Annotated in this window: 20 protein-coding genes, 2 tRNA genes and 1 riboswitch; of the genes, 16 read left to right on the forward strand and 6 right to left on the reverse strand. The window is 70.6% G+C overall.

From position 1 onward, the window contains the following. Positions 1 to 197 precede the first annotated feature (197 nt). The 10 genes from M2157_RS25010 (at position 198) to M2157_RS25055 (ending at position 12,871) form a co-directional block, all read left to right on the forward strand. Entirely contained in the window at positions 198 to 2,348 is a 2,151-nt protein-coding gene (locus M2157_RS25010; protein ID WP_280866251.1) for a DEAD/DEAH box helicase, read from the forward strand. Between the two features lie 183 nt (positions 2,349 to 2,531). Next, positions 2,532 to 4,646, forward strand: coding sequence for a VCBS repeat-containing protein (locus M2157_RS25015; RefSeq protein ID WP_280866252.1), 2,115 nt, complete (start codon positions 2,532 to 2,534; stop codon positions 4,644 to 4,646). Then, complete coding sequence (locus M2157_RS25020; protein WP_280866253.1) at positions 4,646 to 7,786, forward strand: FG-GAP-like repeat-containing protein; 3,141 nt, start codon at positions 4,646 to 4,648, stop codon at positions 7,784 to 7,786. The genes M2157_RS25015 and M2157_RS25020 overlap by 1 nt, the downstream gene beginning before the upstream one ends. 48 nt (positions 7,787 to 7,834) lie before the next feature. Continuing rightward, positions 7,835 to 9,370, forward strand: a complete 1,536-nt coding sequence (locus M2157_RS25025; protein WP_280858671.1) for an amino acid permease — start codon at positions 7,835 to 7,837, stop codon at positions 9,368 to 9,370. A gap of 98 nt (positions 9,371 to 9,468) precedes the next feature. Then, positions 9,469 to 9,541: transfer RNA gene (locus M2157_RS25030), tRNA-Lys, on the forward strand. Positions 9,542 to 9,838: 297 nt separating this feature from the next. After that, entirely contained in the window at positions 9,839 to 10,042 is a 204-nt protein-coding gene (locus M2157_RS25035) for a cold-shock protein (protein WP_023586116.1), read from the forward strand. Positions 10,043 to 10,259: 217 nt separating this feature from the next. Then, positions 10,260 to 11,756, forward strand: a complete 1,497-nt coding sequence (locus M2157_RS25040) for a DEAD/DEAH box helicase (protein WP_280866254.1) — start codon at positions 10,260 to 10,262, stop codon at positions 11,754 to 11,756. Positions 11,757 to 11,832: 76 nt separating this feature from the next. Further along, the gene (locus M2157_RS25045; RefSeq protein WP_280866255.1) at positions 11,833 to 12,099 is read left to right on the forward strand and encodes a CBS domain-containing protein; all 267 of its coding nucleotides are present in this window, start codon (positions 11,833 to 11,835) and stop codon (positions 12,097 to 12,099) included. A gap of 37 nt (positions 12,100 to 12,136) precedes the next feature. After that, entirely contained in the window at positions 12,137 to 12,451 is a 315-nt protein-coding gene (locus M2157_RS25050) for an SCO5918 family protein (protein WP_280858609.1), read from the forward strand. Between the two features lie 216 nt (positions 12,452 to 12,667). Further along, a complete protein-coding gene (locus M2157_RS25055) occupies positions 12,668 to 12,871 on the forward strand; it encodes a cold-shock protein (RefSeq protein WP_057609368.1) in 204 nt (67 codons plus the stop codon). Positions 12,872 to 13,221: 350 nt separating this feature from the next. On the opposite strand, the gene M2157_RS25060 is transcribed toward M2157_RS25055, so the two are convergent. After that, complete coding sequence (locus M2157_RS25060) at positions 13,222 to 13,422, reverse strand: hypothetical protein (protein ID WP_280866256.1); 201 nt, start codon at positions 13,420 to 13,422, stop codon at positions 13,222 to 13,224. Between the two features lie 228 nt (positions 13,423 to 13,650). Continuing rightward, positions 13,651 to 14,778: a dihydrofolate reductase family protein gene (locus M2157_RS25065; protein ID WP_280866257.1), complete on the reverse strand. Its 1,128-nt coding sequence runs from the start codon at positions 14,776 to 14,778 to the stop codon at positions 13,651 to 13,653. A 69-nt stretch (positions 14,779 to 14,847) separates the two neighbouring features. Here M2157_RS25065 and M2157_RS25070 point away from each other — a divergent pair, with 69 nt between their 5' ends. Together M2157_RS25070 and ribA are read left to right on the forward strand one after the other, a co-directional pair. After that, positions 14,848 to 15,357 carry a MarR family transcriptional regulator gene (locus tag M2157_RS25070; RefSeq protein WP_280858606.1) on the forward strand — a complete coding sequence of 170 codons (510 nt, stop codon included), beginning with the start codon at positions 14,848 to 14,850 and terminating at the stop codon, positions 15,355 to 15,357. A gap of 124 nt (positions 15,358 to 15,481) precedes the next feature. Next, positions 15,482 to 16,117, forward strand: coding sequence for a GTP cyclohydrolase II (gene ribA / locus M2157_RS25075; protein WP_280866258.1), 636 nt, complete (start codon positions 15,482 to 15,484; stop codon positions 16,115 to 16,117). Between the two features lie 3 nt (positions 16,118 to 16,120). On the opposite strand, the gene M2157_RS25080 is transcribed toward ribA, so the two are convergent. From M2157_RS25080 to M2157_RS25090, 3 genes are all read right to left on the reverse strand, one after another. After that, a complete protein-coding gene (locus M2157_RS25080) occupies positions 16,121 to 16,771 on the reverse strand; it encodes a response regulator transcription factor (RefSeq protein ID WP_280866259.1) in 651 nt (216 codons plus the stop codon). Further along, the gene (locus M2157_RS25085) at positions 16,759 to 17,910 is read right to left on the reverse strand and encodes a sensor histidine kinase (RefSeq protein ID WP_280866260.1); all 1,152 of its coding nucleotides are present in this window, start codon (positions 17,908 to 17,910) and stop codon (positions 16,759 to 16,761) included. Before M2157_RS25085 ends, M2157_RS25080 begins: the two co-directional genes overlap by 13 nt. Before the next feature lie 71 nt (positions 17,911 to 17,981). Continuing rightward, positions 17,982 to 18,242 carry a hypothetical protein gene (locus M2157_RS25090; RefSeq protein WP_280858603.1) on the reverse strand — a complete coding sequence of 87 codons (261 nt, stop codon included), beginning with the start codon at positions 18,240 to 18,242 and terminating at the stop codon, positions 17,982 to 17,984. A 129-nt stretch (positions 18,243 to 18,371) separates the two neighbouring features. Here M2157_RS25090 and M2157_RS25095 point away from each other — a divergent pair. The 4 genes from M2157_RS25095 (at position 18,372) to M2157_RS25110 (ending at position 22,084) form a co-directional block, all read left to right on the forward strand. Then, positions 18,372 to 18,445 (forward strand) — tRNA-Met (locus tag M2157_RS25095). 107 nt (positions 18,446 to 18,552) lie between these two features. Then, complete coding sequence (locus tag M2157_RS25100) at positions 18,553 to 19,638, forward strand: PP2C family protein-serine/threonine phosphatase (RefSeq protein ID WP_280858602.1); 1,086 nt, start codon at positions 18,553 to 18,555, stop codon at positions 19,636 to 19,638. Positions 19,639 to 19,862: 224 nt separating this feature from the next. Next, positions 19,863 to 20,020, forward strand: a riboswitch (cyclic di-AMP (ydaO/yuaA leader). An 11-nt stretch (positions 20,021 to 20,031) separates the two neighbouring features. Then, a complete protein-coding gene (locus M2157_RS25105) occupies positions 20,032 to 21,066 on the forward strand; it encodes a M23 family metallopeptidase (protein WP_280858601.1) in 1,035 nt (344 codons plus the stop codon). Between the two features lie 64 nt (positions 21,067 to 21,130). After that, complete coding sequence (locus M2157_RS25110; protein ID WP_280858600.1) at positions 21,131 to 22,084, forward strand: aldo/keto reductase; 954 nt, start codon at positions 21,131 to 21,133, stop codon at positions 22,082 to 22,084. Positions 22,085 to 22,244: 160 nt separating this feature from the next. Here M2157_RS25110 and M2157_RS25115 read toward each other — a convergent pair whose 3' ends face one another. After that, positions 22,245 to 23,606 carry a PrsW family intramembrane metalloprotease gene (locus M2157_RS25115; protein ID WP_280866261.1) on the reverse strand — a complete coding sequence of 454 codons (1,362 nt, stop codon included), beginning with the start codon at positions 23,604 to 23,606 and terminating at the stop codon, positions 22,245 to 22,247. Between the last annotated feature and the right edge of the window lie 31 nt (positions 23,607 to 23,637).

Consider the following 23,637-nt stretch of genomic DNA (forward strand, 5'->3'; position numbering starts at 1 on the left):
GGGGATCGGTTTGCCTTCGGGGGCGATGGGTGCGTATGGTTATAGATCGTTTGATCATTTGCCCGGCGCCAAAGCAGAAGAGCGCCGTGTGGCGCGTTCTCTCCCTTGCCGTGGCTGACCGCATAGAGGCGGTCGTATTGCGAATCACGGAGTTGACGGGCGCGTGCCGACGAGACTCCGGAAGGTTTCGCATACGCATGTCCATTTCCAGTACTGATCACGTCGTCGTGCCCGAGAACGAGGGCACCGAGGGCGTCACCGAGGCCACCGCCGAAGTCACCTTCGCGAGCCTCGGTCTCCCCGAGGGCGTCGTGCGCAAGCTCGCCCAGAACGGCGTGACCACCCCCTTCCCGATCCAGGCCGCGACCATCCCGGACGCCCTGGCCGGCAAGGACATCCTCGGCCGTGGCCGCACCGGCTCCGGCAAGACCCTCTCCTTCGGTCTGCCGACCCTGGCCCGCCTCTCCGGCGGCCGCACCGAGAAGCACAAGCCGCGCGCCGTCATCCTCACCCCGACCCGTGAGCTCGCGATGCAGGTCGCGGACGCGCTGCAGCCCTATGGCGACGTCCTCGGCCTGAAGATGAAGGTCGTCTGCGGCGGTACGTCCATGAGCAACCAGATCTACGCCCTGGAGCGCGGTGTCGACGTGCTCGTCGCCACTCCGGGCCGGCTGCGTGACCTCATCAACCGCGGCGCCTGCTCCCTGCAGGACATCGAAGTCGCCGTCATCGACGAGGCCGACCAGATGTCCGACCTGGGCTTCCTGCCCGAGGTCACCGAGCTGCTCGACCAGGTCCCGGCCGGCGGCCAGCGGATGCTGTTCTCGGCCACGATGGAGAACGAGATCTCCACGCTGGTCAAGCGCTACCTGAGCAACCCGGTCACGCACGAGGTCGACAGCGCCCAGGGCAACGTCACGACCATGTCGCACCACATCCTGATCGTGAAGCCCAAGGACAAGGCGCCGGTCACCGCGGCCATCGCCTCCCGCAAGGGCCGCACCATCATCTTCGTCCGCACCCAGCTGGGCGCCGACCGCATCGCCGAGCAGCTGTGCGACTCCGGTGTGAAGGCCGACGCGCTGCACGGCGGTATGACGCAGGGCGCGCGCACCCGTGTGCTGGAGGACTTCAAGAAGGGCTACGTCAACGCGCTCGTCGCGACCGACGTCGCCGCCCGTGGCATCCACGTCGACGGCATCGACCTCGTCCTGAACGTCGACCCCGCCGGTGACCACAAGGACTACCTGCACCGCGCCGGCCGTACCGCTCGCGCGGGCCGCACCGGCACGGTCGTCTCCCTGTCCCTGCCGCATCAGCGCCGGCAGATCTTCCGGCTGATGGAGGACGCGGGCGTCGACGCCGGGCGTCACATCATCAACTCCGGTACTGCCTTCGAGCCCGAGGTCGCCGAGATCACCGGCGCCCGTTCGATGACCGAGGTCCAGTCCGAGTCCGCGGCCAACGCGGCTCAGCAGGCCGAGCGCGAGGTCACCCAGCTCACCAAGGAGCTCGAGCGGGCGCAGCGGCGCGCGACCGAGCTGCGCGAGGAGGCCGACCGCCTGGTCGCCCGGGCCGCCCGCGAGCGCGGTGAGGACCCGGAGACGGCGGTCGCCGAGGCGCAGGCCGTGGTGGCCGAGGCCGCGGAGGCGGCTGAGGCCGTGGTCGCCGAGCAGCCCGCCGAGCGTCCCGCGTACGAGCAGCCGCGTCAGCGCCGTGACGAGCGGGGCAACTACGAGCGTCGTGACGACCGTCGGGACGACCGTGGTGGCCGTTCCTTCGAGCGTCGTGACGACCGTGGCGGCTTCAACCGCGACCGCCGGGACGGCGAGCGGGGCGGGTTCCGCCGTGACGACCGTGGTGGCCGTTCCTTCGAGCGCCGTGACGACCGTCCCTCGGGTGGCGGCTTCAACCGCGACCGCCGTGACGACCGCCCCACCGGCGGTGGTTTCAACCGTGACCGTCGTGACGAGCGTCCCTCGGGCGGCTTCCGTCGTGACGACCGCCCCTCGGGTGGCTTCAACCGCGACCGCCGTGACGACCGCCCCAGCGGCGGCTTCAACCGTGACCGTCGTGACGAGCGTCCCTCGGGCGGCTTCCGCCGTGACGACCGCCCCACCGGCGGTGGCTTCAACCGCGACCGCCGCGACGAGCGTCCGTCCACCCACCGGGGCAGCGACCGTCCCTTCAACCGTGACCGTCAGGGCGACCGCCCCACCGGCGGCGGGTTCCGCTCCGGCGGCCACGACCGCCCCTCCGGCCGTCGTGACGACCACCGCGGCACCGGCACCGGCACCGGTTCCTTCGGCCGCCGTGACGACAAGCCGCGTTGGAAGCGCAACGGCTGACACAGCGTGAGCTGAGCAGGGCCCGTACGACTTCGGTCGTGCGGGCCCTTTTCGTATCTGTATTCGACTACCGAACTCTGTGGGGCAGTTGTTAACATCCGTTGGATTGCGTGGCGGAGTGTGGCCGAGGGGGAAGACAAGGCCTGCCGCCGCGCCTTTTCTGACTTCCCTGGGGAGGGACCCTTGACCCGGCGTGCCCGGATCGCACTCACTCTTGCCTCGCTGGCCGCTCTGAGCGCCGGCACCCTGACGTCCGCGGGCCCGGCGGCCGCGGACACCGCCCCGACGCCGATCGCCACGGACGGCGTGTGGGGCATCGACTACGCCGCCGGCTATCTGGCGAGCGTCGAGTACCGGCCGAGCGGCCTGCAGTACGTGGTCGGCCGGCAGCTCTCACCCGACGGCTCCACCGTGCTGGAAGAGGCCACCCGCGGATACGCCGGCGACTTCGCCGACGGCACCCACCTCCAGCGGGTGCCGTGCGACGCGGGCGACTGCGTGCCACTGCGCTCCACCGGTAACCAGAGCGTCGGCTACTTCCAGGTCGACGAGTACGGGAAGGAGCGCGCCCAGGTCTGGATGACGCCGAACAACTACCACGGGACGGAACCGGCCGTCACCGGCGGCCGGTTCGTGGACGCCACCGGCCGCTACTTCGTCTACAACGCGGCTTCCACCGGCAAGCAGTACGTCGACGCCGTCAACCGGTACCGCGACGAGGACGTCCGTCTGACCCGCCCCGTCACCGCCGCCTCCGTCTGGGGCTCGGCGCTGTGGACGCCGGGCTCGGGCAATGGCGTCGTCACCCAGTACGACCTGGAGTCGAAGAAGACCGTCACGACCGTCTCCACCGGAGCCCCCTGCACGGTCAAGGAGCTCCAGGTCATCGGCCGCTGGATCTACTGGAACTGCGGTCCCACGGGTGCCGCGGGCGTGTACGACCGTACGGCGAAGAAGAACATCACCGTGCCCTCCGGCCCCGCCCTCGTCGGTGACGGCTACCTGGTCCAGCACGACCGGAGCGCCGGGAAGCTCATGCTCACCGACTTCCACTCCGGTACGGCCGCCGCCGCGCGCGGGATCGCCGACCTGCCGGCCGGGAACACCGCCGACCAGCGGCGGCTGACCTGGACCGTGGACAAGTTCGGCGGGGGCGTCGCCTACGTCGGTACGGACCGCTCGATCCGGGTAGTGCCGAGCGGGGTGCCCGCGCAGCCGCTCGCGAAGATCGAGGCGGACCTGGACGACAGCGACTTCGACGCCGCCGGCCGCTACAGCGGCAACATGACCTGGAACAGCGTCTGGCAGCTGAACAAGCCCGCCGACTGGAACTTCACGGTGAAGGACGCCCAGGGCCGCACCGACCGCACCCTCAGGGGCAGCGGTACGGCGATCGACCTGGCCTGGGACGGAAAGACGGAGTCGGGCGCGTACGCGTACAACGGCCCGAAGACCTGGACGCTGACCGCCACCGCGGCCGACGGCGGGGGCACGTACACGACGACCGGCAAGTTCGGGCTCACCGGCGGCCGCCAGGGCCATCACGACCAGGGCGGCTACAGCTACGGCGAGCTCGTCACCCTCAACTCCTCGGGTGCCCTGACGCTCCAGTACACCAAGGGCAAGGGCACCTTCGACTTCAAGGACAGCGCGTCCGGCTGGCCCGCCGGCACCGTCGCCGTCCCCTTCGGCGACATGGGCAAGGACCGCTGCGCCGAGATGCTGGTCCGGATGCCGAACGGCGAGCTGCGCCGCTACGCGGGCAAGTGCGGGGGGTCGTACGGCCCGTCGAGCAGCCACACCTCTCTCGGCACCGGCTGGAACGCCTACAACGTCCTCACCGCCCCCGGCGATCTGACCGGTGACGGCCGTACCGACCTGCTGGCCCGCAAGGCCTCGACCGGGGACGTCTATCTCTTCGCCAACGACGGGGCGAGCAAGCTCAAGCCGGGTGTGAAGATCCGCAGCTGGGCGACGTACAGGAAGATCGTCGGCGCCGGTGACCTGAACGGCGACGGTTTCGGTGACGTCCTGGTGCAGGACAAGGCCGGGACGCTGTGGCGTTATGACGGCACCGGCACCGGCCAGGTCAAGGAGCGGGTGAAGGTCTTCTCCAACTGGGGGACCTCGTACAACGTGGTCGTCGGCGTCGGGGACATCACCGGCGACGGCAAGAACGACCTGGTCTCCCGGGACACCGCCGGCAACCTGTACCGCAACAACGGCAACGGCAAGGGGTCCTTCGGGGCGCGCACGAAGATCGCCACCGGCTGGCAGGCCTACAAGGGGATCTTCTGATGCGGCATCTGATCAGAACGGCGGCCACGGCCGGCATCCTGGCGCTGGGCATCGGCCTCGTCCCGGCCCTCGCCGCACCGGCCGTCGCGGACACCCCGGGACAGCTCGACATCACGCCCAACTGGCGTGCCGTGCCCCGCGAGGACTCGCTGGGCTCCTTCGGCGCGACCGGGTTCGTGCACTCGCCCGAGGACGCCGACCCGAGCTTCGGGCAGGAGTTCCAGTGGACGCGGCTGGACACCGGCCAGACCACGACCCTGCTCGGCTACGGAAACAACGAGGACGCCGGTTTCGCAGAGTTCGGCGCCGAGTCGGACTACGTGGCCCACCACGACCTGGGCTCCATCGACATCCAGAACATGGCGGACGGCACCACGCACCGGTTCACCGTGCCCTATGGCTCGGGCGACCTCTTCCGGGGCCTGCTCGGCTCCACCGTCGTGGTCCAGGACTACACGGACAACGACCTCCAGACGGTGGACAGCTGGTACCTGCTGCCCGCCGACAACCCGGTCGTCGACGCCAAGCTCACCGTCACCGGCTGGCCCGAGGGCACGGACCTCAAACAGGTGCGGCTGGTCGCGGGCGACGCCCGGGAGGCCGTCGTACGCTTCGCCACCTCGGCCGCCGACGCGGAGAACGGCCGCTACGACCGGCTCGGTCTGATCGACCTGGAGACCGGTCGGCTGCGCACGCTCGCGGCGAACACCGGCTGGTCCCCGTATGTGGCACTCGCCGGGGACGACGTGCTCTGGATCGACTCCGACCGCGTGGCGCACCTGCGTTCCCGCACCGACCTGGACGCTCCCGAGCGGACCTTCCCGGTCCCATCCGACCTGGACATCTCGAAGATCGGGCTGCTCGACGGGCAGTTGCTGGCCTTCACCCAGGCCGACGGCACCGACGCGGCACTCAGGCGGAGCCTGGTCGCGCTCTCGTTCGACGGGCAGCGCCGGACCCTGCTGGAGAAGGCCGACAAGGAGGCCGTACAGATCGCGGGCGGCGGTGTCGCGGTGATCGGCGGGACCTCGTCGGCGGACTGGTACGTGCAGAAGGTCACCGTCGGCGGGGACGGCCTGCCGCGGCTGGAGAAAGTGCAGCGGCTGGCCCCGGTCGCGGCGGGCGTGGACGCGATCGCGCTGAGCGCGGGCACCCTGTCCACCGTGGAGAAGGAGGGGCCGCAAGGGGCCGGGTTCTACAACCGCACCCTCAGCCCCGCCCAGGCGCCCACGTCCGCGTCCGACCCGGTGTACGTCGGACGGGAGAGCGGACGGTCGTACGACTACACGGTCTGCGGGCAGATGGCCTGCACCCAGCTCCTCAACAGCGGTGACGGACGCACGGTCTACCAGGTCCGCAACTACCAGTCGAGCCCCGCCCAGGTCGAGATCGTCGGCCGCCGCGGACCCGACCGGGCGGACCGTGCCCTGACGGGGAACTTTGACGGGCGGCTCACCGAGGCCACCGGCCGGTACGCCGTCTACCAGAGCGGCCGGCCGACGGTCCCCGGGTACCCGGTACCGGACGGGACGACGATCGTCGTCGACCTCGACACCGGCTCGGTCGTGGACCAGCGGCCGGAGACCGGCGCGACCGTGTGGGGCGGCACGCTGTACGCGGCCACGGCCACGGCCGGTACGGTCGCCCGCAAGGACCTCCCCACCGGCAAGGACGCCGGAACCCTCGACACGGGCGCGCCCTGTGTGCCGGTCGAACTGCAGAGCGCCGGGCCATGGCTCTACTGGACCTGTGAGCAGTTCCGGCAGCACGGCGTCATCAATGTGGACACCGGCGAGAAGATCGCGCTGCCCGCCGGCCGGGGCGGCCTGCTCGGCGACGGCTACTTCGTCAACCAGCGCTACACCGGCTCGAACCTGCGCCTGACCGAGTTCCAGAGCGGCGGTACCGCCGTCACGCGTGACCTCGGCATCCCGATGTCGACCGACGGCAGCGAGACCCGCCGCCGCACCTGGGCCGTGGACCGCTTCGGCGGCGGCATCGCCTACGTGGACAAGGAAAACCTCGTCCACGTCGTGCCGAGCGGCGTGCCCGCCTCACCCCTGACCGCGACCCAGGCCGTCACGCCGACCGCGTTCAAGGCGGCGGACACCTGGAAGGCGTCCTGGCAGCTGTCCAAGCCCGCCGCCTCGTGGAAGCTGACGCTGAGGGCGGCGGACGGCACGGTGGTCCGCACCCTCGGCGGAGGCGAGTCCCGCAGCTCCGTCACCGCCGCGTGGGACGGCAGAACCAGCACGGGCGTGTACGCCCCCAACGGGACGTACACCTGGACGCTCACCGTCCAGCCCGCCGACGGCCAGGGCACACCCCTGACCGCGACCGGCAGGACGGCCCTTACGGGCGGCGCGGCCGTGCGCCACGACCACGTCGGCGACGACGGCGTGGGTGACCTGCTCACCCTTGACTCCTCCGGCGCCCTGGCCTTCCAGAAGGGCACGGGCAAGGGCACGTTCTCGGGGAAGGTGAGCGCGAGCGGCTGGCCCACCACCATCAAGGCGGTCCCCTTCGGTGACCTGAGCGGCGACCGCTGCAACGACGTCCTCGTGCGGCTGAGCAGTGGCGCCCTGCGCCTGTACAAGCCCGGCTGCGGCGCCGCGGTGAAGCCGTCGATGTCGTACACCTCGCTGGGGACCAGCGGCTGGAACCAGTACGACGTGCTGACCTCGGCTGGTGACGTCACCAAGGACGGCCGTCCGGACCTGATCGCGCGGAACTCCTCCACCGGGGCGGTGTACCTGTACAAGGGCACCAGCACCGGCAAGCTCTCCGCGCGCGTGAAGCTCTACGACAACTGGAAGACGTACAAGAAGGTCGTGGGCGCCGGGGACCTCAACGGCGACGGTATCGGTGACCTGTTGGCGCAGGACAAGGCCAACACGCTGTACCGGTACTACGGCAAGGGCAATGGCACGTTCTCGGCGCGGACCAGGGTGTTCGCGAACTGGGGCGGGTCGTACAACGCCGTGGTCGGGGTCGGGGACATCACCGGGGACGGGAAGGCCGACCTGGTCTCCCGGGACAGCGGCGGCAACCTCTACCGCAACAACGGTGACGGCAAGGGGTCGTTCGGCGGTCGTACGAAGATCGCGGGCGGCTGGGGCGGTTACAAGGGCGTCTTCTAGCCAAGTTGTGACGTGTGTCACGCCCCCGGTGTGGGAATCGCTGGGGGCATGACAGATGACGACATAGCGAGTGGGCTGTCCGACGAAGAGCGGCTTGCCCAGCTCGGCTACACGCAGGTCCTGGCCCGCCGCATGTCGGCGTTCTCCAACTACGCGGTCTCCTTCACGATCATCTCGGTCCTGTCGGGCTGCCTGACCCTCTACCTCTTCGGCATGAACACGGGCGGTCCGGCCGTGATCACCTGGGGCTGGGTCGCCGTAGGCCTGATGACACTGTTCGTCGGCCTGTCGATGGCCGAGATCTGTTCGGCGTACCCGACGTCCGCGGGCCTGTACTTCTGGGCCCACCGCCTGGCGCCGCCCCGGACCGCGGCCGCCTGGGCGTGGTTCACGGGCTGGTTCAACGTGCTCGGCCAGGTGGCGGTGACGGCGGGCATCGACTTCGGCGCCGCGTCCTTCCTCGGGGCCTATCTGAACCTGCAGTTCGACTTCGAGGTGACGCCCGGCCGGACCGTGCTGCTGTTCGCCGCGATCCTGATCCTGCACGGCCTGCTGAACACCTTCGGCGTACGGATCGTGGCCCTGCTGAACAGCGTGAGCGTGTGGTGGCACGTGGTCGGCGTGGCCGTGATCGTCGGAGCGCTCACCTTCGCCCCGGACCACCACCAGTCGGCGTCCTTCGTCTTCGGCGAGTTCGTGAACAACACGGGCTGGGGCAGCAGCTTCTACGTGGTCCTGCTCGGCCTCCTGATGGCCCAGTACACCTTCACCGGCTACGACGCCTCGGCCCACATGACCGAGGAGACCCACGACGCGTCGACGGCCGGCCCGAAGGGCATCGTCCAGTCGATCTGGACGTCGTGGATAGCCGGCTTCGTCCTGTTGCTGGGCTTCACGTTCGCGATCCAGTCGTACGACGGGGCGCTGTCGTCACCGACGGGCGCTCCGCCGGCCCAGATCCTCCTCGACGCGCTCGGCGCCACCGCCGGCAAACTCCTGCTGCTGGTCGTCATCGGCGCCCAGTTGTTCTGCGGGATGGCCTCGGTGACCGCCAACAGCCGCATGATCTACGCCTTCTCGCGCGACGGCGCGCTGCCGTTCTCGCACGTGTGGCACACGGTGAGCCCCCGCACCCGGACCCCGGTGGCGGCGGTGTGGCTGGCGGCGGGCGGAGCGCTGCTGCTGGGCCTGCCGTACCTGATCAATGTGACCGCGTACGCGGCGGTGACGTCCATCGCCGTCATCGGCCTCTACATCGCCTACGTCATCCCGACGTTGCTGCGGCTGCGCAGGGGTGACGCCTTCGACCGCGGACCGTGGCACCTGGGCCGCTGGTCGCGTGCGATCGGCGTGGTCTCGGTGGCGTGGGTCGCCGTCATCACGGTGCTGTTCATGCTTCCGCAGGTCTCCCCGGTCACCTGGGAGACCTTCAACTACGCCCCGGTCGCCGTCCTGGCCGTCCTCGGCTTCGCCTGGACCTGGTGGGTGGCCTCGGCCCGGCACTGGTTCCTGAATCCCGACCACGCGCGCACCAGGGCCCGCGAGGCGGCCCGCGTGAACGCCCCCGAACCGGTCGATCCCTGACCTTCCACCCCGTTTCGCCACCCCGACGTGGCCGTGTCCCCGATACCCGATCGGAGACACGGCCACGTCCCGCTATGCTCGGGGAGGCAACATCGCCTGGGCCCTTAGCTCAATTGGCAGAGCAGTGGACTTTTAATCCATTGGTTGTGGGTTCGAGTCCCACAGGGCCTACCGGTGGTGGGCGGGGGTGCCCCCCTCCAGCCCGCTGTGCAGCGCTCGGTTCGGCTTCGGTCGGGTCGGGCGCTGCGGCGTTCGCGGGGCGCTCCGAATTATTCAATAGCTGTGCCCGCGAGGTGAGATTTCAACCGAACGCGCGGACAGGTTCTCTGACGTAAAAAGCAGAGCGCGACTTCTTACCGCACACAGACCGCTGCGGCGTGCTACTGTCGATCTCAGTTGCAGGTGTGGTTGCCGGTAGGTTCATTTTTCCGACGGGTTGATCACCGCGATTCCCCAAAGGAGATAAAAATGGCTGCCGGTACTGTGAAATGGTTCAACGCGGAAAAGGGCTTCGGCTTCATCGAGCAGGACGGTGGCGGCGCTGACGTGTTCGCCCACTACTCGAACATCGCCGCCCAAGGCTTCCGGGAGCTGCTCGAAGGCCAGAAGGTGACCTTCGACATCGCACAGGGCCAGAAGGGCCCGACCGCCGAGAACATCGTTCCCGCCTGACGCTCACGCGCACTTGCAGCTGGGGCCCGCATCCTTCGGGGTGCGGGCCCCAGCTGCTCGCATTTTTCGGCGTCTCCCGCAGTGTTTTCCCGCGCCTGTACGAATTTACCGTCGGCCAGATTGGCAGTCGCATTCCACCGGCCTTTTCTTGCAATTCACCGTGCTGCTCATCGCTGCGGGAATTCCTTGATATGTGCCGCATCGAGGAAGGTTCCGCATGAACCGCACACGCACGAACGACCGCTTCTCCCGCACCCGTAACGGCAGTGCCGACTCCGGAAGGGGTGGCGGCCGGTTCGGTTCGCCGGCCCCGCGCCGGTCCGGTGGGCCGAGCCGTTCCGGTGGTCAGGGCCGCCGACCCGCCGCGGTACAGGGGGAGTTCGCCCTTCCCAAGTCCGTCACCCCCGCGCTTCCCGCCGTGGAGGGCTTCGCCGATCTCGACATGCCCGGGGAACTGCTGGCCGCGCTCGGCTCGGAGGGCGTGACCGTACCGTTCCCGATCCAGGCGGCGACCCTGCCCAACTCCCTGGCCGGCCGGGACGTCCTCGGCCGGGGACGCACCGGCTCCGGCAAGACGCTCGCCTTCGGGCTGGCGCTGCTGGCCCGGACGGCCGGTCGGCGCGCCGAGGCCAGGCAGCCGCTGGGGCTGATCCTCGTACCGACGCGTGAGCTGGCCCAGCAGGTCACCGACGCACTCACCCCGTACGCCCGCTCCGTGAAGCTGCGGCTCGCCACGGTCGTGGGCGGGATGTCGATCAGCCGGCAGGCGAGCGCGCTGCGCGGGGGCGCCGAGGTCGTCGTGGCCACCCCGGGACGCCTCAAGGACCTCATCGACCGCGGCGACTGCCGGCTGAACCAGGTCACCATCACCGTCCTGGACGAGGCCGACCAGATGGCCGACATGGGCTTCATGCCCCAGGTCACCGCGCTGCTCGACCAGGTACGCCCCGAGGGCCAGCGCATGCTCTTCTCCGCCACCCTCGACCGCAACGTCGACCTGCTCGTGCGCCGTTACCTCAGCGACCCCGTCGTGCACTCCGTCGATCCCTCGGCGGGCGCGGTCACGACGATGGAGCACCACGTGCTGCATGTTCACGGCGCCGACAAGCACACGGCCACCACCGAGATCGCCGCCCGCGACGGCCGCGTGATCATGTTCCTCGACACCAAGCACGCCGTGGACCGCCTCACCGAGCACCTCCTGAACAGCGGGGTACGGGCCGCCGCCCTGCACGGCGGCAAGTCGCAGCCGCAGCGCACCCGCACGCTGACGCAGTTCAAGTCCGGGCACGTCAACGTGCTGGTGGCGACCAACGTCGCGGCGCGGGGCATCCACGTCGACAACCTCGACCTGGTCGTCAACGTCGATCCGCCGACCGACCACAAGGACTACCTGCACCGCGGCGGCCGTACGGCCCGCGCCGGTGAGTCCGGCAGCGTCGTCACCCTGGTCACCCCGAACCAGCGCCGCGACATGACCCGCCTCATGGTGGCCGCCGGCATCGTCCCGCTGACCACCCAGGTCCGCGTCGGTGACGAGGCCCTGCACCGCATCACCGGCGCCCAGGCCCCGTCCGGCGTCCCGGTCGTCATCACCGCACCGGTGGCCGAACGCCCCAAGAAGCGCGGCGCCACCTCACGCGGTCGACGCCGTCCCGCCTCGGCGGCCCGCCGCGCGTCCGGACGGCAGTCCGCCGTCGGTGCGGCGGCATAGCACCTTCGTGATCAGGAAGCCGGTCCCACTTCGCAGGAGGCACCCTTTGACGCTGGCTCAGACGCAGACCCGTCCCGTGAGCGCCCAACCCGGGCACGGCACGGCCGGCACCAGGGACGTGGCCGGGCCACGGGTCTGGGGGGACATGACCGTCGAGGTGGCGCTGTCCGTGATGGCGGCCGCCCGTACCGGCCGTCTGGTCGTCTGTGACGAGGACGGCCAGCGCGTCGGCCTCGTCACCCGGGCCCGGCTCACCGCCGTTCGCGACAGCCTCGGCTACACGGACCGAATCCGCCTGCGTGACGTCACCGACGGCAACGGTCTCCTCGCCCTCTTCAGCTGAACCGCTTCCCCGTCTCCCCTTCTCCCTGTGAGGCATCATGCGCTGTGTCATCGCCCGCTTCCCGTTCGACCTGACCAAGAGCGGCGTGCTGGAATCGATGAAGGGTGTCAAACCCGAACCCGTCACCGGCGAGTCCGTGATCATCGGACGACGTCACTATCCGCTCAAGCAGGTCGGCCAGGTCATCACCCGTCAGGACCGCCGCGATTTCAGTGCCGGCGAAGTCCTGCGGGCCATGTCCCAGCTCGGGTTCACCTGCCGCACCCTTCCCGAGGCCGCACCGGCGAGCATCGAAAGCCCGTTGCAGCGGGCTTCCGCACTGCTCGGCACCGCCACCCCCTTGTCCGTCTGACGGACGGGAGGGGCGCGACCCTTCATACGACGCGGCAGTTTTCTATGGTGGCGGCGGGTGCGGACCGGTAGCGTCTGTGCCAGCTGTCGTGGTTCGGAGTTCCCCTTGCCCACGCCTTTGGTGTGGGCGCTTTGCTGTGCTGTGCCGCAGGGACCAGGGCGATCACCTCCGTCTTCCCCACAGGGGGAGGGCGTTCATCGACTGGAAGGCATGACTATGGCTTCGGGAACTGTGAAGTGGTTCAACGCGGAGAAGGGCTTCGGCTTCATCGCCCAGGACGGCGGCGGTCCGGACGTCTTCGCGCACTACTCCGCGATCAACTCCTCGGGCTTCCGTGAGCTCCAGGAGGGCCAGACCGTGACGTTCGACGTCGTCCAGGGTCAGAAGGGCCCGCAGGCGGAGAACATCACCCCTGCCTGACCTTTCCCGTGACGTTCGGGGCCGCGCGGCGCACGCCGCGCGGCCCCGACGTTTTTCGCGTGCCGTTTCTTGGCCACAGCTTGATCAGACGTATCTCCCCGCTTTGGGGTCCGGAGGGGGAGTTGAGGATGGTGCGACGGAGATCGCTCGCTTTCGTCGGGGTGGCCGGCCGCGCTGGTACCGCTGGTCGCTTCCGCCGTTTCCGCACAGGCGGCGTCGGGCTCACTGGCCGTCACCACGCTGGGGCGGCACGGCGCCAAGGTCTCGACGACGGTCACCGTCGTCGCCGTGCCGTCCGGACAGACGTACCGCGTCACCTAGGGCAAGCGGATCAGCCTGCCGGCGGGGCGCTACCTCGCGATGACCGACATCTGGGAGCAGGCCACGGACGGGCTGGGCACCGACACCATCGGCGCGCAGGTCGTCCAGGTGTCGGGCAGCACCTCGGTGACGCTCGACGCGCGCAAGGGCAAGGCCGTCAAGGTGTCCCTCGACACGCCCGCCGACATGACCGGTCCGCCGCGGATCAGCTCGCAGGTGTGCGCAGCCACCGTCAGCAACCCGCCCCCCGCCTTCAGTTCGGGCGGCTGGAACTACCAGGGATCCCTCTACGCCATCCCGCACTTGGCGCGGATCCCAGGACCCGGACCTGAAGTTCAGCGCGGTGACCGCCAAGTCCGTGCGGGTCTGGTCGTCCGCCGACGGCGGCAAGACCTGGAAGGCGGCAACCGTCAAGCACTCCGGCTCTGCATGGCGGCTGAGGCCGGCGGGGTGCGGGTTCACAGCAGGTGGCGGTTGGGTGCCTTCGCGCGGCCCTCGTACTCGTCCAGCACCACCACGTCCACGCCCGCCCCCGTGAGCAACCCCGTCCCGTCGGCACCCGCCACGAACGTGTCCGGCTCCCGCCACGCCGTCACCACCCGGCGTACCCCCGCGTCCAGGATCAGCCGGGCGCAGGGGAAGGGCCGGGAAGCCCGCCGGGTGCAGGGTTCCAGGCTCGTGTACACCGTGGCCGTGGCCAGGCGGGGGTCGGCCGGACCGATCTTCGCCAGGGCCGCCTCCTCGGCGTGGACCACCGGATCGCCGGCCTCCCTGGAGTGGCCGCGGGCCAGCTCCGTGCCGTCGGCGGCCACCACGACCGCGCCCACGCTGAACGCCGTCCGTGAGGACGGGCACAGCTCCGCCAGCTCGCAGGCCAGGGAGAGCCAGTGGCGGTCCGCGGGGGACGGGTCCAGGCCCGTACCGGGGGCGGTGGGTTCGTAGCGCATGAGGACCACGTCCTCGATCCGGCGGGACTCCACGAGACGGAGGCGGCCCGCCTGGTAGGTGCCCGGGCCGAAGAGGCGGGGGGCGTCCGGCGTGCCCACGAAGAGGGGGGCGAGGACCAGCTGCAGTTCGTCCGCCAGGCCCTGCTGGAGGAGCTGGGTGTGGACCCGGCCGCCGCCCTCCACCATCAGGCGGTCCACGCCACGCTCCTCGTGCAGGTGTTCCAGCAGGCGGTGCCAGTCCAGTTCGGGACCGAGCGAGACCACGTCGGCCGCGAGACCGAGGGCGCCGGCCCGCTCCGCGCCCTTGTCCGTCGTACAGACGAGCTTCTCGCCGCCCGTGTGCCAGAAGTTCGCGGACGGGTCCAGGTCTCCCGAGCCGCTGACCGTGACCTTCAGGGGGTACGGCGGCTTCCCGGCGGCGACCCGGGCCGCGCGGCGCGCCTCGGAGTTCACCAGCAGGCGGGGGTTGTCGGCGCGGATCGTGCCCGCGCCGATGAGGATGGCGTCCACGGAGGCGCGGACCTCGTCGACGCGGTCGAAGTCGGTCGGGCTGGACAGCAGGAGGCGGTCGGGGCCGGTGTCGTCGAGGTATCCGTCGAGGGATACCGCGGCGGAGAGGAGGACGTAGGGGTGGGGCATCGGGGCTGTCCCTCTCGCATACGGATGGCGGGGCTTGGTTAAAGTTTGAAGCAAACCTACACTGGGGACATGACGACCCGCTGGCTCAGCCCCGACGAGCAACGCGCCTGGCGCGCGTACATCGCGGCAGCGTTCCTCCTGGAGGACACCATCGACCGGCAGCTCCAACAGGAGGCCGGCATGCCGCACGTGTACTACTCCATTCTGGCCACCCTCTCCGAGGTACCGGAGCGACGGCTGCGGATGACCGAGCTCGCCGAGGGGCTGAAGATCACCCGGCCCCGGCTGACGTACGCCGTCGCCCGGCTGGAGAAGGACGGGCTGGTGCGGCGCGAGAGCTGCCAGTGGGACAAGCGCGGCAGTGTCGCGGTCCTCACGGACGAGGGTATGACGGTGCTGGAGCGGGCGGCGCCCGGGCATGTGGAGACGGTCCGTGCCGCGCTCTTCGACCGGCTCACCCCCGAGCAGGTGGGGCAGCTGGAGGAGATCTTCACGAGCGTCACCGAAGGGCTCCTGGGTGAAGGCGGCGGCTCCGAGGGGGTCCCCTGGCGCCGGCGCTCGTCCCCGTCCTGCTCGTAGGGAACGGCCCGCGTGACGAGCGCCATAAATCCATTGCTTCAAATTTAAAGCATGGGGTAGGGTCTCGGATCAGTAGAACTGCTTCAAATCTGAAGCAGGTATGCCTACGAACCGGAGTACCCGCATGCCCGACCTGCCCGCCGCCACCCAGCGCTCCCGCGTCCGTGTCCCGCTGCGCTTCGGGGACGGCTACCGCGTAGACGCCGAGCTCGTCACCTTCCACGGCCTGACCGACGGCCAGGAACACCTCGCCGTCGTCCTCGGCGACCCGGGACCCGCCCCCCTGGTGCGCCTGCACTCCGAGTGCCTCACCGGCGACGTCTTCGGCTCCGCCCGCTGCGACTGCGGCCCGCAGCTGCGCGAGGCGGTCGAGCGCATCGCCGAGCGCGGCGGCGTCCTGCTCTACCTCCGCCAGGAGGGCCGCGGCATCGGCCTCTACAACAAGCTCGACGCGTACGCCCTTCAGGACCAGGGCCTCGACACCTACGCCGCGAACACCGCGCTGGGCCTGCCCGAGGACGCCCGCGACTACACGGCGGCCGCGCAGATGCTCCGGGCCCTGGGGATCGGAGAGCTCGACCTGCTCTCCAACAACCCCGACAAGGCGAGGCAGTTGCGCGACCTCGGCATCGACGTCCGCGACCGTGTTCCCACCGGTGTCTTCACCACCGCCCACAACGTCCGGTACCTGCGCGCGAAGGTCCTGCAGACCCAGCACACGCTGCCGCTGGGGGAGTTGACCGAGCTCGGCGTCGGATGAGCGTCACCTGGGCGTGTGCGCCAGATAGGCCAGTACCGCCAGCACCCTCCGGTGGCCGCTGTCGCTCGGCGGCAGGCCCAGCTTGAGGAAGACGTTGCCGATGTGCTTGCTGACCGCGCGCTCGGTGACGACGAGGGTCTTCGCGATGGTGGTGTTGTCGTGGCCCTCGGCCATCAGCTTCAGCACCTCGCGCTCGCGCGGGGTGAGGGAGTCGAGGGGGGTGTCGCGGCGGCGGGTGAGGAGTTCGGTGACGACCTCGGGGTCGAGCGCGGTGCCGCCGGCCGCGACCCGCTCCAGCGCGTCGAGGAACTCGTCGACCCGGCCGACCCGGTCCTTCAGGAGGTAGCCGACCCCGCTGCTGCCACCGCCGAGCAGTTCGGCGGCGTACGACTCCTCGACGTACTGCGAGAGCACCAGCACAGGGAGCCCGGGGATCCGCTCGCGCGCCTCGAGGGCGGCCCGCAGCCCCTCGTCGCGGAAGCCGGGCGGCATGCGTACGTCGAGCACCGCCACGTCCGGACGGTGCTCCAGCACGGCGGGCAGGATGTCCGGACCGGTGCCCACGACGGCCACCACCTCGTGCCCGGAGGACGTCAGCAGGAGGACGAGCCCCTCTCTCAGGAGGGCGTTGTCCTCGGCGATCACCACACGCACGGCAGCTCCACATCGATCACGGTCGGGCCCCCGGCGGGGCTGGTCACTTCGAAGGTCCCGTCGAGCGCGGCGACCCTGCGCCGCATCCCGAGCAGCCCTGAACCCGCGGACTCGTCGGCGCCGCCCCGGCCCTCGTCCCGCACCCGCACGGTCAGGCCGCGCCGGGTACGGGATAGCCGGACCTCGGCACGGTCCGCCCCGCTGTACTTGGCCACATTGGTGAGGGACTCGGCGACCACGAAGTAGGCCGCGGCCTCCACCGCCGCGGGCGCCCGGGTGCCCGCGTCCAGACCGCCGTCCTCGACGCCGACCGCGAGCCCGCTGCTCGACGCCAGCGCCCGGACCGCGCCGACGAGACCCCGGTCGGTGAGGATCGGCGGGTGGATGCCGCGCACCACCTGCCGCAGCTCCGTCAGTGCCTGTTCGGCCTGGTCCTGGGCGTCGTCCAGCAGTCTGCGGGCGGCGTCGGGGTCACGGTCGTAGGCCCGCTTGGCGAGTCCGATCCGCATCGAGAGCGCCACGAGGTTGGCCTGGGCGCCGTCGTGCAGGTCCCGCTCGATGCGGCGCAGTTCGGCCTCGTGTGCGGCGATGGCGTCGGCCCGGGTCTCCTTCAGCTCCTCGACCCGCCGGGCCAGCCTGGCCTTCGGGGAGGGCATGAGCAGCACGGTCGACCAACGGGCCTCGGTGTCCGCGAGCTTCACGATCAGCGGCAGGACGACCGGGCTGCGGCGCAGGACGCCGGCCCACACACCGTCGACGACCAGGCCGAGGGGCCACAGTGGGAGGGCGAGGGCGAGGAGGGCGCCGTAGAGGTAATAGGAGACCATCCAGCGGAGGTCCCTGAGCGTGCCGGGATCCTGCACGGAAATCCTCAGCCGCTCGCGGAGCGTGCCGGTCATCGGCGGGTACGCCTCGGGGATCTCCCGGCCCGTCCACAGGGCGGTCAGGTTGCGCTTGGCGCTCGCGATCCGACGTATCAGCAGCACGGCCTCGGGGAGCAGCCAGCAGCCGACCACGGCGACCGTACCGATGGCGGCGATCAGCAGCACGGTGATGAAGATGTACACGCCGAAACACATCGCCGCGGCCACCACGAGGTGCACGGTCGCCATCGCCGCACGCTGCACCGACTTCCACATGCGGCTCACGCTAGATGATCGGGCCCGGGCGCACGGTGTAGCCCGCTACACCATCGGGACCCGGGCGAGGCTCACTCCGGTCGGCCGTCCTCACCGTCGCCGTGGTCGCGGACCCAGTTCCGGTGGGCGTTCGATCCCTCGCGGCCGGGAGAGAGCTTCAGTACGGCTCCGTCGTCGATCTGCTCCAGGCTCGTCACCACATAGGGAGAACCCGCCCGCACCGCCAGCCGGATGCTGCCATTGCCGAACTCCGTCACCCGCAGGGTCCGGCCGCCGGAGAGCGGGATGTCCCGCTTGTCGATCTCCACCGGTCGCTCGTCGGCTGCCGCCATGAGCCCCTCCTCGTCTCCGTGAGGGGCGCCACGGTACGCCGTCCTCGCCGGACCGACCGTCACTCCCGGCCTCCGAAACAACCCTGGCGCGAACCACCCCGCGGATGACGTATGCTGGTTACACAACGACGCGGGGTGGAGCAGCTCGGTAGCTCGCTGGGCTCATAACCCAGAGGTCGCAGGTTCAAATCCTGTCCCCGCTACTCACGGCTCAGGGCCGGAGTCCAGTTACTGGACTCCGGCCCTGAGTGTTTCCCCCGGTCGGGCCACCCGGCTCGCCCCCCGCTCCCGCTCGGGGAAACCTGGAGGCGTGGAGCAGGAGGGGCCGATCTCGTACGCGCGCACCTTCGTCCGCCTGCTCCCGGCGCTGCTGCTCGTCGCCGGGGCGTGCTACGACTACCTCACCCCGTCCCAGTTCTCCGCCGCGCCCCTCTTCACCGCCGCGCCTCTGGTCGCGGCCCCGCTCTACTCCCGGCGCGGCACCGTCCTCACCGGCGTCGCGACCGTCCTCGTCGTCCTCGCGGTCCACCTGCGGCTCGGCATCGTCCTCGAAGTCGACGCCGTCACCGAGACTGTCACCGTGATGACGGTCTCCGTCCTCGCGGTTCTCATCAATCTCCTCGTCCGCCGCAGCAGCGAACGGCTCGCCTCCCAGCGCGAGATCGCCGAGGCCGCCCAGCGGGCGGTGCTGCCCGGGCCCGCCGGGCGGATCGGAGGGTTCGACATCGCGGTGCGCTACGAGGCGGCCCAGGCGGACGCCTTCATCGGCGGCGACCTGTACGCCGTGCAGGACAGCCCGCACGGCGTACGGATGATCGTCGGGGACGTGCGCGGCAAGGGGATGGGGGCGGTGGCGGCCGTCGCGATCGTCATCGGGGCGTTCCGGGAGGCCGTCGAGCAGGAGACCACGCTGGAGGCCGTCGCCCAGCGGCTGGAGCGGGCGCTGACTCGGGAGGGGACGCGGCGGGACAGCGTCGAGGTCTTCGAGGGGTTCATCACGGCCGTCCTCGCCGAACTCCCGCACGGCGACGGGGTCGTGCGGATCGTCAACCGCGGGCACCCCCCGCCCCTGTTGCTGCACGCGGACGGCACGGTGCGCGCGCTGCCCGCCCAGGACCCCGCGCTGCCGCTCGGCATGGGCGACCTCGGCACCTGGCCCGACCGGGGCGAGGAGTACGGCTTCCCCGGCGGGGCCACACTGCTGCTGTATACGGACGGACTGTCCGAGGCGCGGGACCGGCAGGGGCGGTTCTACGACCCCGAGGCGCGGCTGGCCGGCCGCGCCTTCCGGGAACCCGGCGCACTGCTCGCCGCCCTCGTGGGCGAGGCGCGCCGGCATTCCGGTGGCTTCCTCGCCGACGACCTGGCGCTGCTCGCCGTACGACGGCCTTTGTGACGTGGGGTGAGCGGGTGAGCGCCCTCCGCATAACCACTGACGCGCAGTCAAAACCTGTGAGTTGCCTGAGGCGAGGTCAACTCGCCCGTTTTTCACCGTTCATGGGCCGTAAGTCCAGCGGGATTTCGTTAATGATCAAGCGGAACAGCTTGGAATCGGGCCCCCGGGTCTATTAACGTTCGATAACGCAGCGCGGTCGTCCCAGCCGTCACAAGAGACGGCTCCGTGCTCACGCGCCGAATTCCGCTAGGAAACCGGGGAACCACCAACTTGGGGTGAATCGCGCGTACACCGCCGTGGCAGCACGGCGGGTATACGCGCGTAGGAGACCTTCCTGCTCCGAACCCGTCAGCTAACCCGGTAGGCGAGAAGGAAGGAAAGGAGTGCGCCCACGTGGCGAACCCGCCTGCCCCTGAGGCCCCGTTCGAACCCGGTCAGCGCAGTACCGACACACTTGTGTACGGCGGCTACCGCGCCGACGACGAGGCCCCGCTGGGGGAGTGGAACCCCACCGAGGAGACCCTCCCCGCCGTACGTGGCCGGCATCGCGTCGCCAAGCAGCGTGGCGGAGGATTCGCCCGCAGCTCCACCGTTCTGGGCGTCGGTGTCATAGCCGCCGTCAGCGCGGGCGGGATGGCCAGCGCCAACACCGGCAAGCCGCCGGTCTCCATCTCCATGCCCGACCTGCCCTCCGTGGGTTCGCTCATCTCGGACGACTCCGACTCCCCCGCGGACGACACGAGCGCCTTCAGCAGCGTCGGCGCCACCACCGCCGACACCGCCAAGGGCACCTCGGACGCCGGTGAGGCGCTGCGCTCGCGCATCCTGGCCCAGGCCGAGCGGCAGCAGGACCAGATCGACACCAAGGCCGCCCAGGCCGTCGCGGCCGCCGCCGAGAAGGAGGCCGACGCGGCCGCCGCCCAGGCGGAGAAGGACGCTCAGGAGAAGGCCGCCGCCGCGAAGAAGCAGGCGGAGGAGGAGGCCGCGAAGAAGGCCGAGGCCGAGCGCCTGGCCGAGCTCGCCAAGCAGTTCACGCTGCCGACCTCGTCGTACACCATCACCTCGACCTTCGGTCAGGCCGGTTCGCTGTGGTCCTCCGGCTACCACACGGGCCTCGACTTCGCCGCCCCCACGGGCACGCTCATCAAGGCCATCCACAGCGGCACCATCACCGAGGCCGGCTGGGCCGGTTCCTACGGCTACCGCACGATCCTGACCCTCGACGACGGCACCGAGCTGTGGTTCTGCCACCAGTCCTCGATCAGCGTCAGCGTCGGACAGAAGGTCAGCACCGGTGACGTCATCGGCCGCGTGGGCGCCACGGGCAACGTGACGGGTGCGCACCTGCACCTCGAGGTCCACCCGGGCGGCTCGGCCGACGGGATCGACCCGATGGCGTGGCTGCGCGGCAAGGGTCTCAACCCCTGAGGTTTACGGTGATTTTGCGGGCGGGCCGGAAGGCGGGCGTCCGGTGCGTGCGTTGACGTAGGACATGACTGTCTCTCCGCTTCGCAAGCTCGGCTCCTCCGACCTCGAGGTCTTCCCGCTCTCCCTCGGCGGCAACGTGTTCGGCTGGACGGCCGACGAGTCCCAGTCCTTCGCCGTCCTCGACGCGTACGCCGCCGCGGGCGGCAACTTCCTCGACACGGCCGACTCCTACTCGGCCTGGGTCGACGGCAACTCCGGCGGTGAGTCCGAGACCGTGATCGGCAAGTGGGTGGCGGCGCGGGGCAACCGCGACGACGTCGTCATCGCCACGAAGGTCAGCCAGCACCCCGACTTCCCCGGCCTGACCGCCACCAACATCAAGGCCGCCGCCGACGCCTCGCTGCGGCGCCTGGGCACCGACCACATCGACCTCTACTACACCCACTTCGACAAGACCGAGGTGCCGGTCGAGGAGATCATCGGCGCGCTGGACGAGCTGGTGAAGGCGGGCAAGGTGCGGGCGATCGGAGCCTCCAACATCTCCGCCGCGCGCCTCGCGGAGTCCCTGGCTTTCTCGGACCGCGAGGGCCTGGCGCGCTATGTCGCCCTGCAGCCCCAGTACAACCTCGTCTCCCGTGACACCTACGAGGGTGAGCTGCAGGCGGTGGCCGCGCGCGAGGGCCTCGCCGCCGTCCCGTACTACGCCCTCGCCTCCGGGTTCCTCACCGGCAAGTACCGTCCCGGCGCGACCGTCGACAGCCCGCGGGCCGCGGCGGGCGCCGGCAAGCACCTGGACACCGAACGCGGGCAGAAGGTGCTCGCGGCCCTGGACGACATCGCCGAGGCCCACACCGTCCCGGTCGCCACGGTCGCCCTGGCCTGGCTCGCGTCCCGGCCGACGGTCGCGGCCCCGATCGCTTCCGCGCGTACGGTGGCACAGCTGCCGGCGCTGCTGGGGGTGGCGGAGCTGGTGCTGACGGAGGAGGAGACGGCTCGCCTGACGGAGGCCTCGGCCTGACTCGGGCGCGGGTGCCGACCGGCGGTGCCGGGCTTGCCGGGCTCTGAGCAGCCGGCGTCGCGGTCCGCGCGGCGGAGTGGCCGTGGCGGGCAGCGCACCGGACGCCGCCAGGGCGGCCGCGCCGAGCAGGGCGCCCACGGTTCTTGCTGTGGTGGTCGAGCTACGTCCGGTACGGGTTGTACGCGGGGTACGGCACCGCCGGTTGGGCCGGTTGGGCCGGTTGGGCCGACTGGACCGGGTGCGGCGGATAGCCGTACACCCCGTACACCGGCCAGGGCGGCGCGGCCACCGGTACCGGCGGCGCCGTCATCCGGGCCGCATGGTCCAGCGCGGGCCGCGCCACGTCCCGCCGCCGCCACAGCTCGTGCAGCAACTCCCGCTCCCGTACGACGAAGTCGGCGTTCGCCCGCCCGAGCCGCCCCCGGCGCCGTAGGAACGCCAAGGACGTCGCGTACGCCTCGTACTGCGAGACCGCCCGTGCCGCGGCCCGCCCGCCGAACTGCCGCCGCGCGTACTCCCGCGCCAGCCGCCGCGCCCGCATCGAGCCCAGTACATACGGCTCGGTCGGCGCCAGCCACCCTGCGACGGCGTACGCGGGCAGTTCCTCGCGCACGGTCTTGAGCTCCCGCTGCCGCGTCCAGATGACCAGCCAGGTCAGCAGCGCGAACGCCGGCACCATGAACATCGCGTACACCGCGAAGAACCCGTACTCCCCGAGCGTCGAGGAGCCGTTCCACATCGCGTGCATGCCCATCGCGAGCAGCAGACCGGACAGCGGGACGAGCACCCGCCGTACGTGCTGGCGTTCCGCCGAGAGCGCGGAGATGCCGAAGCCGATGCCGGTGAGGACGGTGAACAGGGGGTGCGCGAACGGTGACATCACGACGCGCACGAAGAAGGTCGCGGCGGTGACGGAGGCGATGCCGCCGTGGCCGTTGAGCTGGTCGGTGCCGAAGGCGGTGCCGAGGTAGAGGATGTTCTCGGTGAAGGCGAAGCCGGTGGCGGTGACCCCCGCTATCACCACCCCGTCGACGATCCCGGTGAAGTCCCGTCTGCGGAACAGGAAGACCAGCAGAACGGCGGCGGCCTTGGCCGACTCCTCGACGACCGGCGCTATCACGGTCGCGCCGAGGGTGTCGGCGCTGGTCGGGTCTGCGGTCGCCGTCGCTATCCATTTCGTCGCGAAGCTGTTGGCGATGATCGCTATCAGCGCCGCCGCGCAGGCGCCCCAGGCGAAAGCGAACAGCAGATTGCGCCAGGGGCCCGGTTCGACCCGGTCGAGCCAGCGGAACGCGGCCATGAGCAGCGGTACGGGCAGGACGGCGAGGCCCAGCCCGACCAGGAACCCCTCGGTGCCGGTCTGTTGACGGACCAGGGCGAGGATGACGAGCCCGGACAGCGCGAGGAGGGTGATCAGGGCGCCGTAGCGCACCCACTTCCGCTGCCACCAGTGCGCATGCCGCAGCGCGGCGCCACCGGTGGGGTCACCGGGGTGCGTCGGATACGGGGGACAGGTGGCCACAGCATCGACCTTAACGAGACGGAGGCGCCGT

This window comes from Streptomyces sp. SAI-127 (assembly GCF_029894425.1).
Classification (GTDB): domain Bacteria; phylum Actinomycetota; class Actinomycetes; order Streptomycetales; family Streptomycetaceae; genus Streptomyces.

Excerpts from the sequence above, each read along its gene's own strand:
- M2157_RS25010 (WP_280866251.1), top strand. The coding sequence starts at position 198 with ATGTCCATTTCCAGTACTGATCACGTCGTCGTGCCCGAGAACGAGGGC.
- M2157_RS25020 (WP_280866253.1), top strand. The coding sequence starts at position 4,646 with ATGCGGCATCTGATCAGAACGGCGGCCACGGCCGGCATCCTGGCGCTG.
- M2157_RS25025 (WP_280858671.1), top strand. The coding sequence starts at position 7,835 with ATGACAGATGACGACATAGCGAGTGGGCTGTCCGACGAAGAGCGGCTT.
- M2157_RS25035 (WP_023586116.1), top strand. The coding sequence starts at position 9,839 with ATGGCTGCCGGTACTGTGAAATGGTTCAACGCGGAAAAGGGCTTCGGC.
- M2157_RS25040 (WP_280866254.1), top strand. The coding sequence starts at position 10,260 with ATGAACCGCACACGCACGAACGACCGCTTCTCCCGCACCCGTAACGGC.
- M2157_RS25050 (WP_280858609.1), top strand. The coding sequence starts at position 12,137 with ATGCGCTGTGTCATCGCCCGCTTCCCGTTCGACCTGACCAAGAGCGGC.
- M2157_RS25055 (WP_057609368.1), top strand. The coding sequence starts at position 12,668 with ATGGCTTCGGGAACTGTGAAGTGGTTCAACGCGGAGAAGGGCTTCGGC.
- M2157_RS25065 (WP_280866257.1), bottom strand. The coding sequence starts at position 14,778 with ATGCCCCACCCCTACGTCCTCCTCTCCGCCGCGGTATCCCTCGACGGA.
- M2157_RS25070 (WP_280858606.1), top strand. The coding sequence starts at position 14,848 with ATGACGACCCGCTGGCTCAGCCCCGACGAGCAACGCGCCTGGCGCGCG.
- ribA (WP_280866258.1), top strand. The coding sequence starts at position 15,482 with ATGCCCGACCTGCCCGCCGCCACCCAGCGCTCCCGCGTCCGTGTCCCG.
- M2157_RS25085 (WP_280866260.1), bottom strand. The coding sequence starts at position 17,910 with ATGTGGAAGTCGGTGCAGCGTGCGGCGATGGCGACCGTGCACCTCGTG.
- M2157_RS25090 (WP_280858603.1), bottom strand. The coding sequence starts at position 18,242 with ATGGCGGCAGCCGACGAGCGACCGGTGGAGATCGACAAGCGGGACATC.
- M2157_RS25110 (WP_280858600.1), top strand. The coding sequence starts at position 21,131 with ATGACTGTCTCTCCGCTTCGCAAGCTCGGCTCCTCCGACCTCGAGGTC.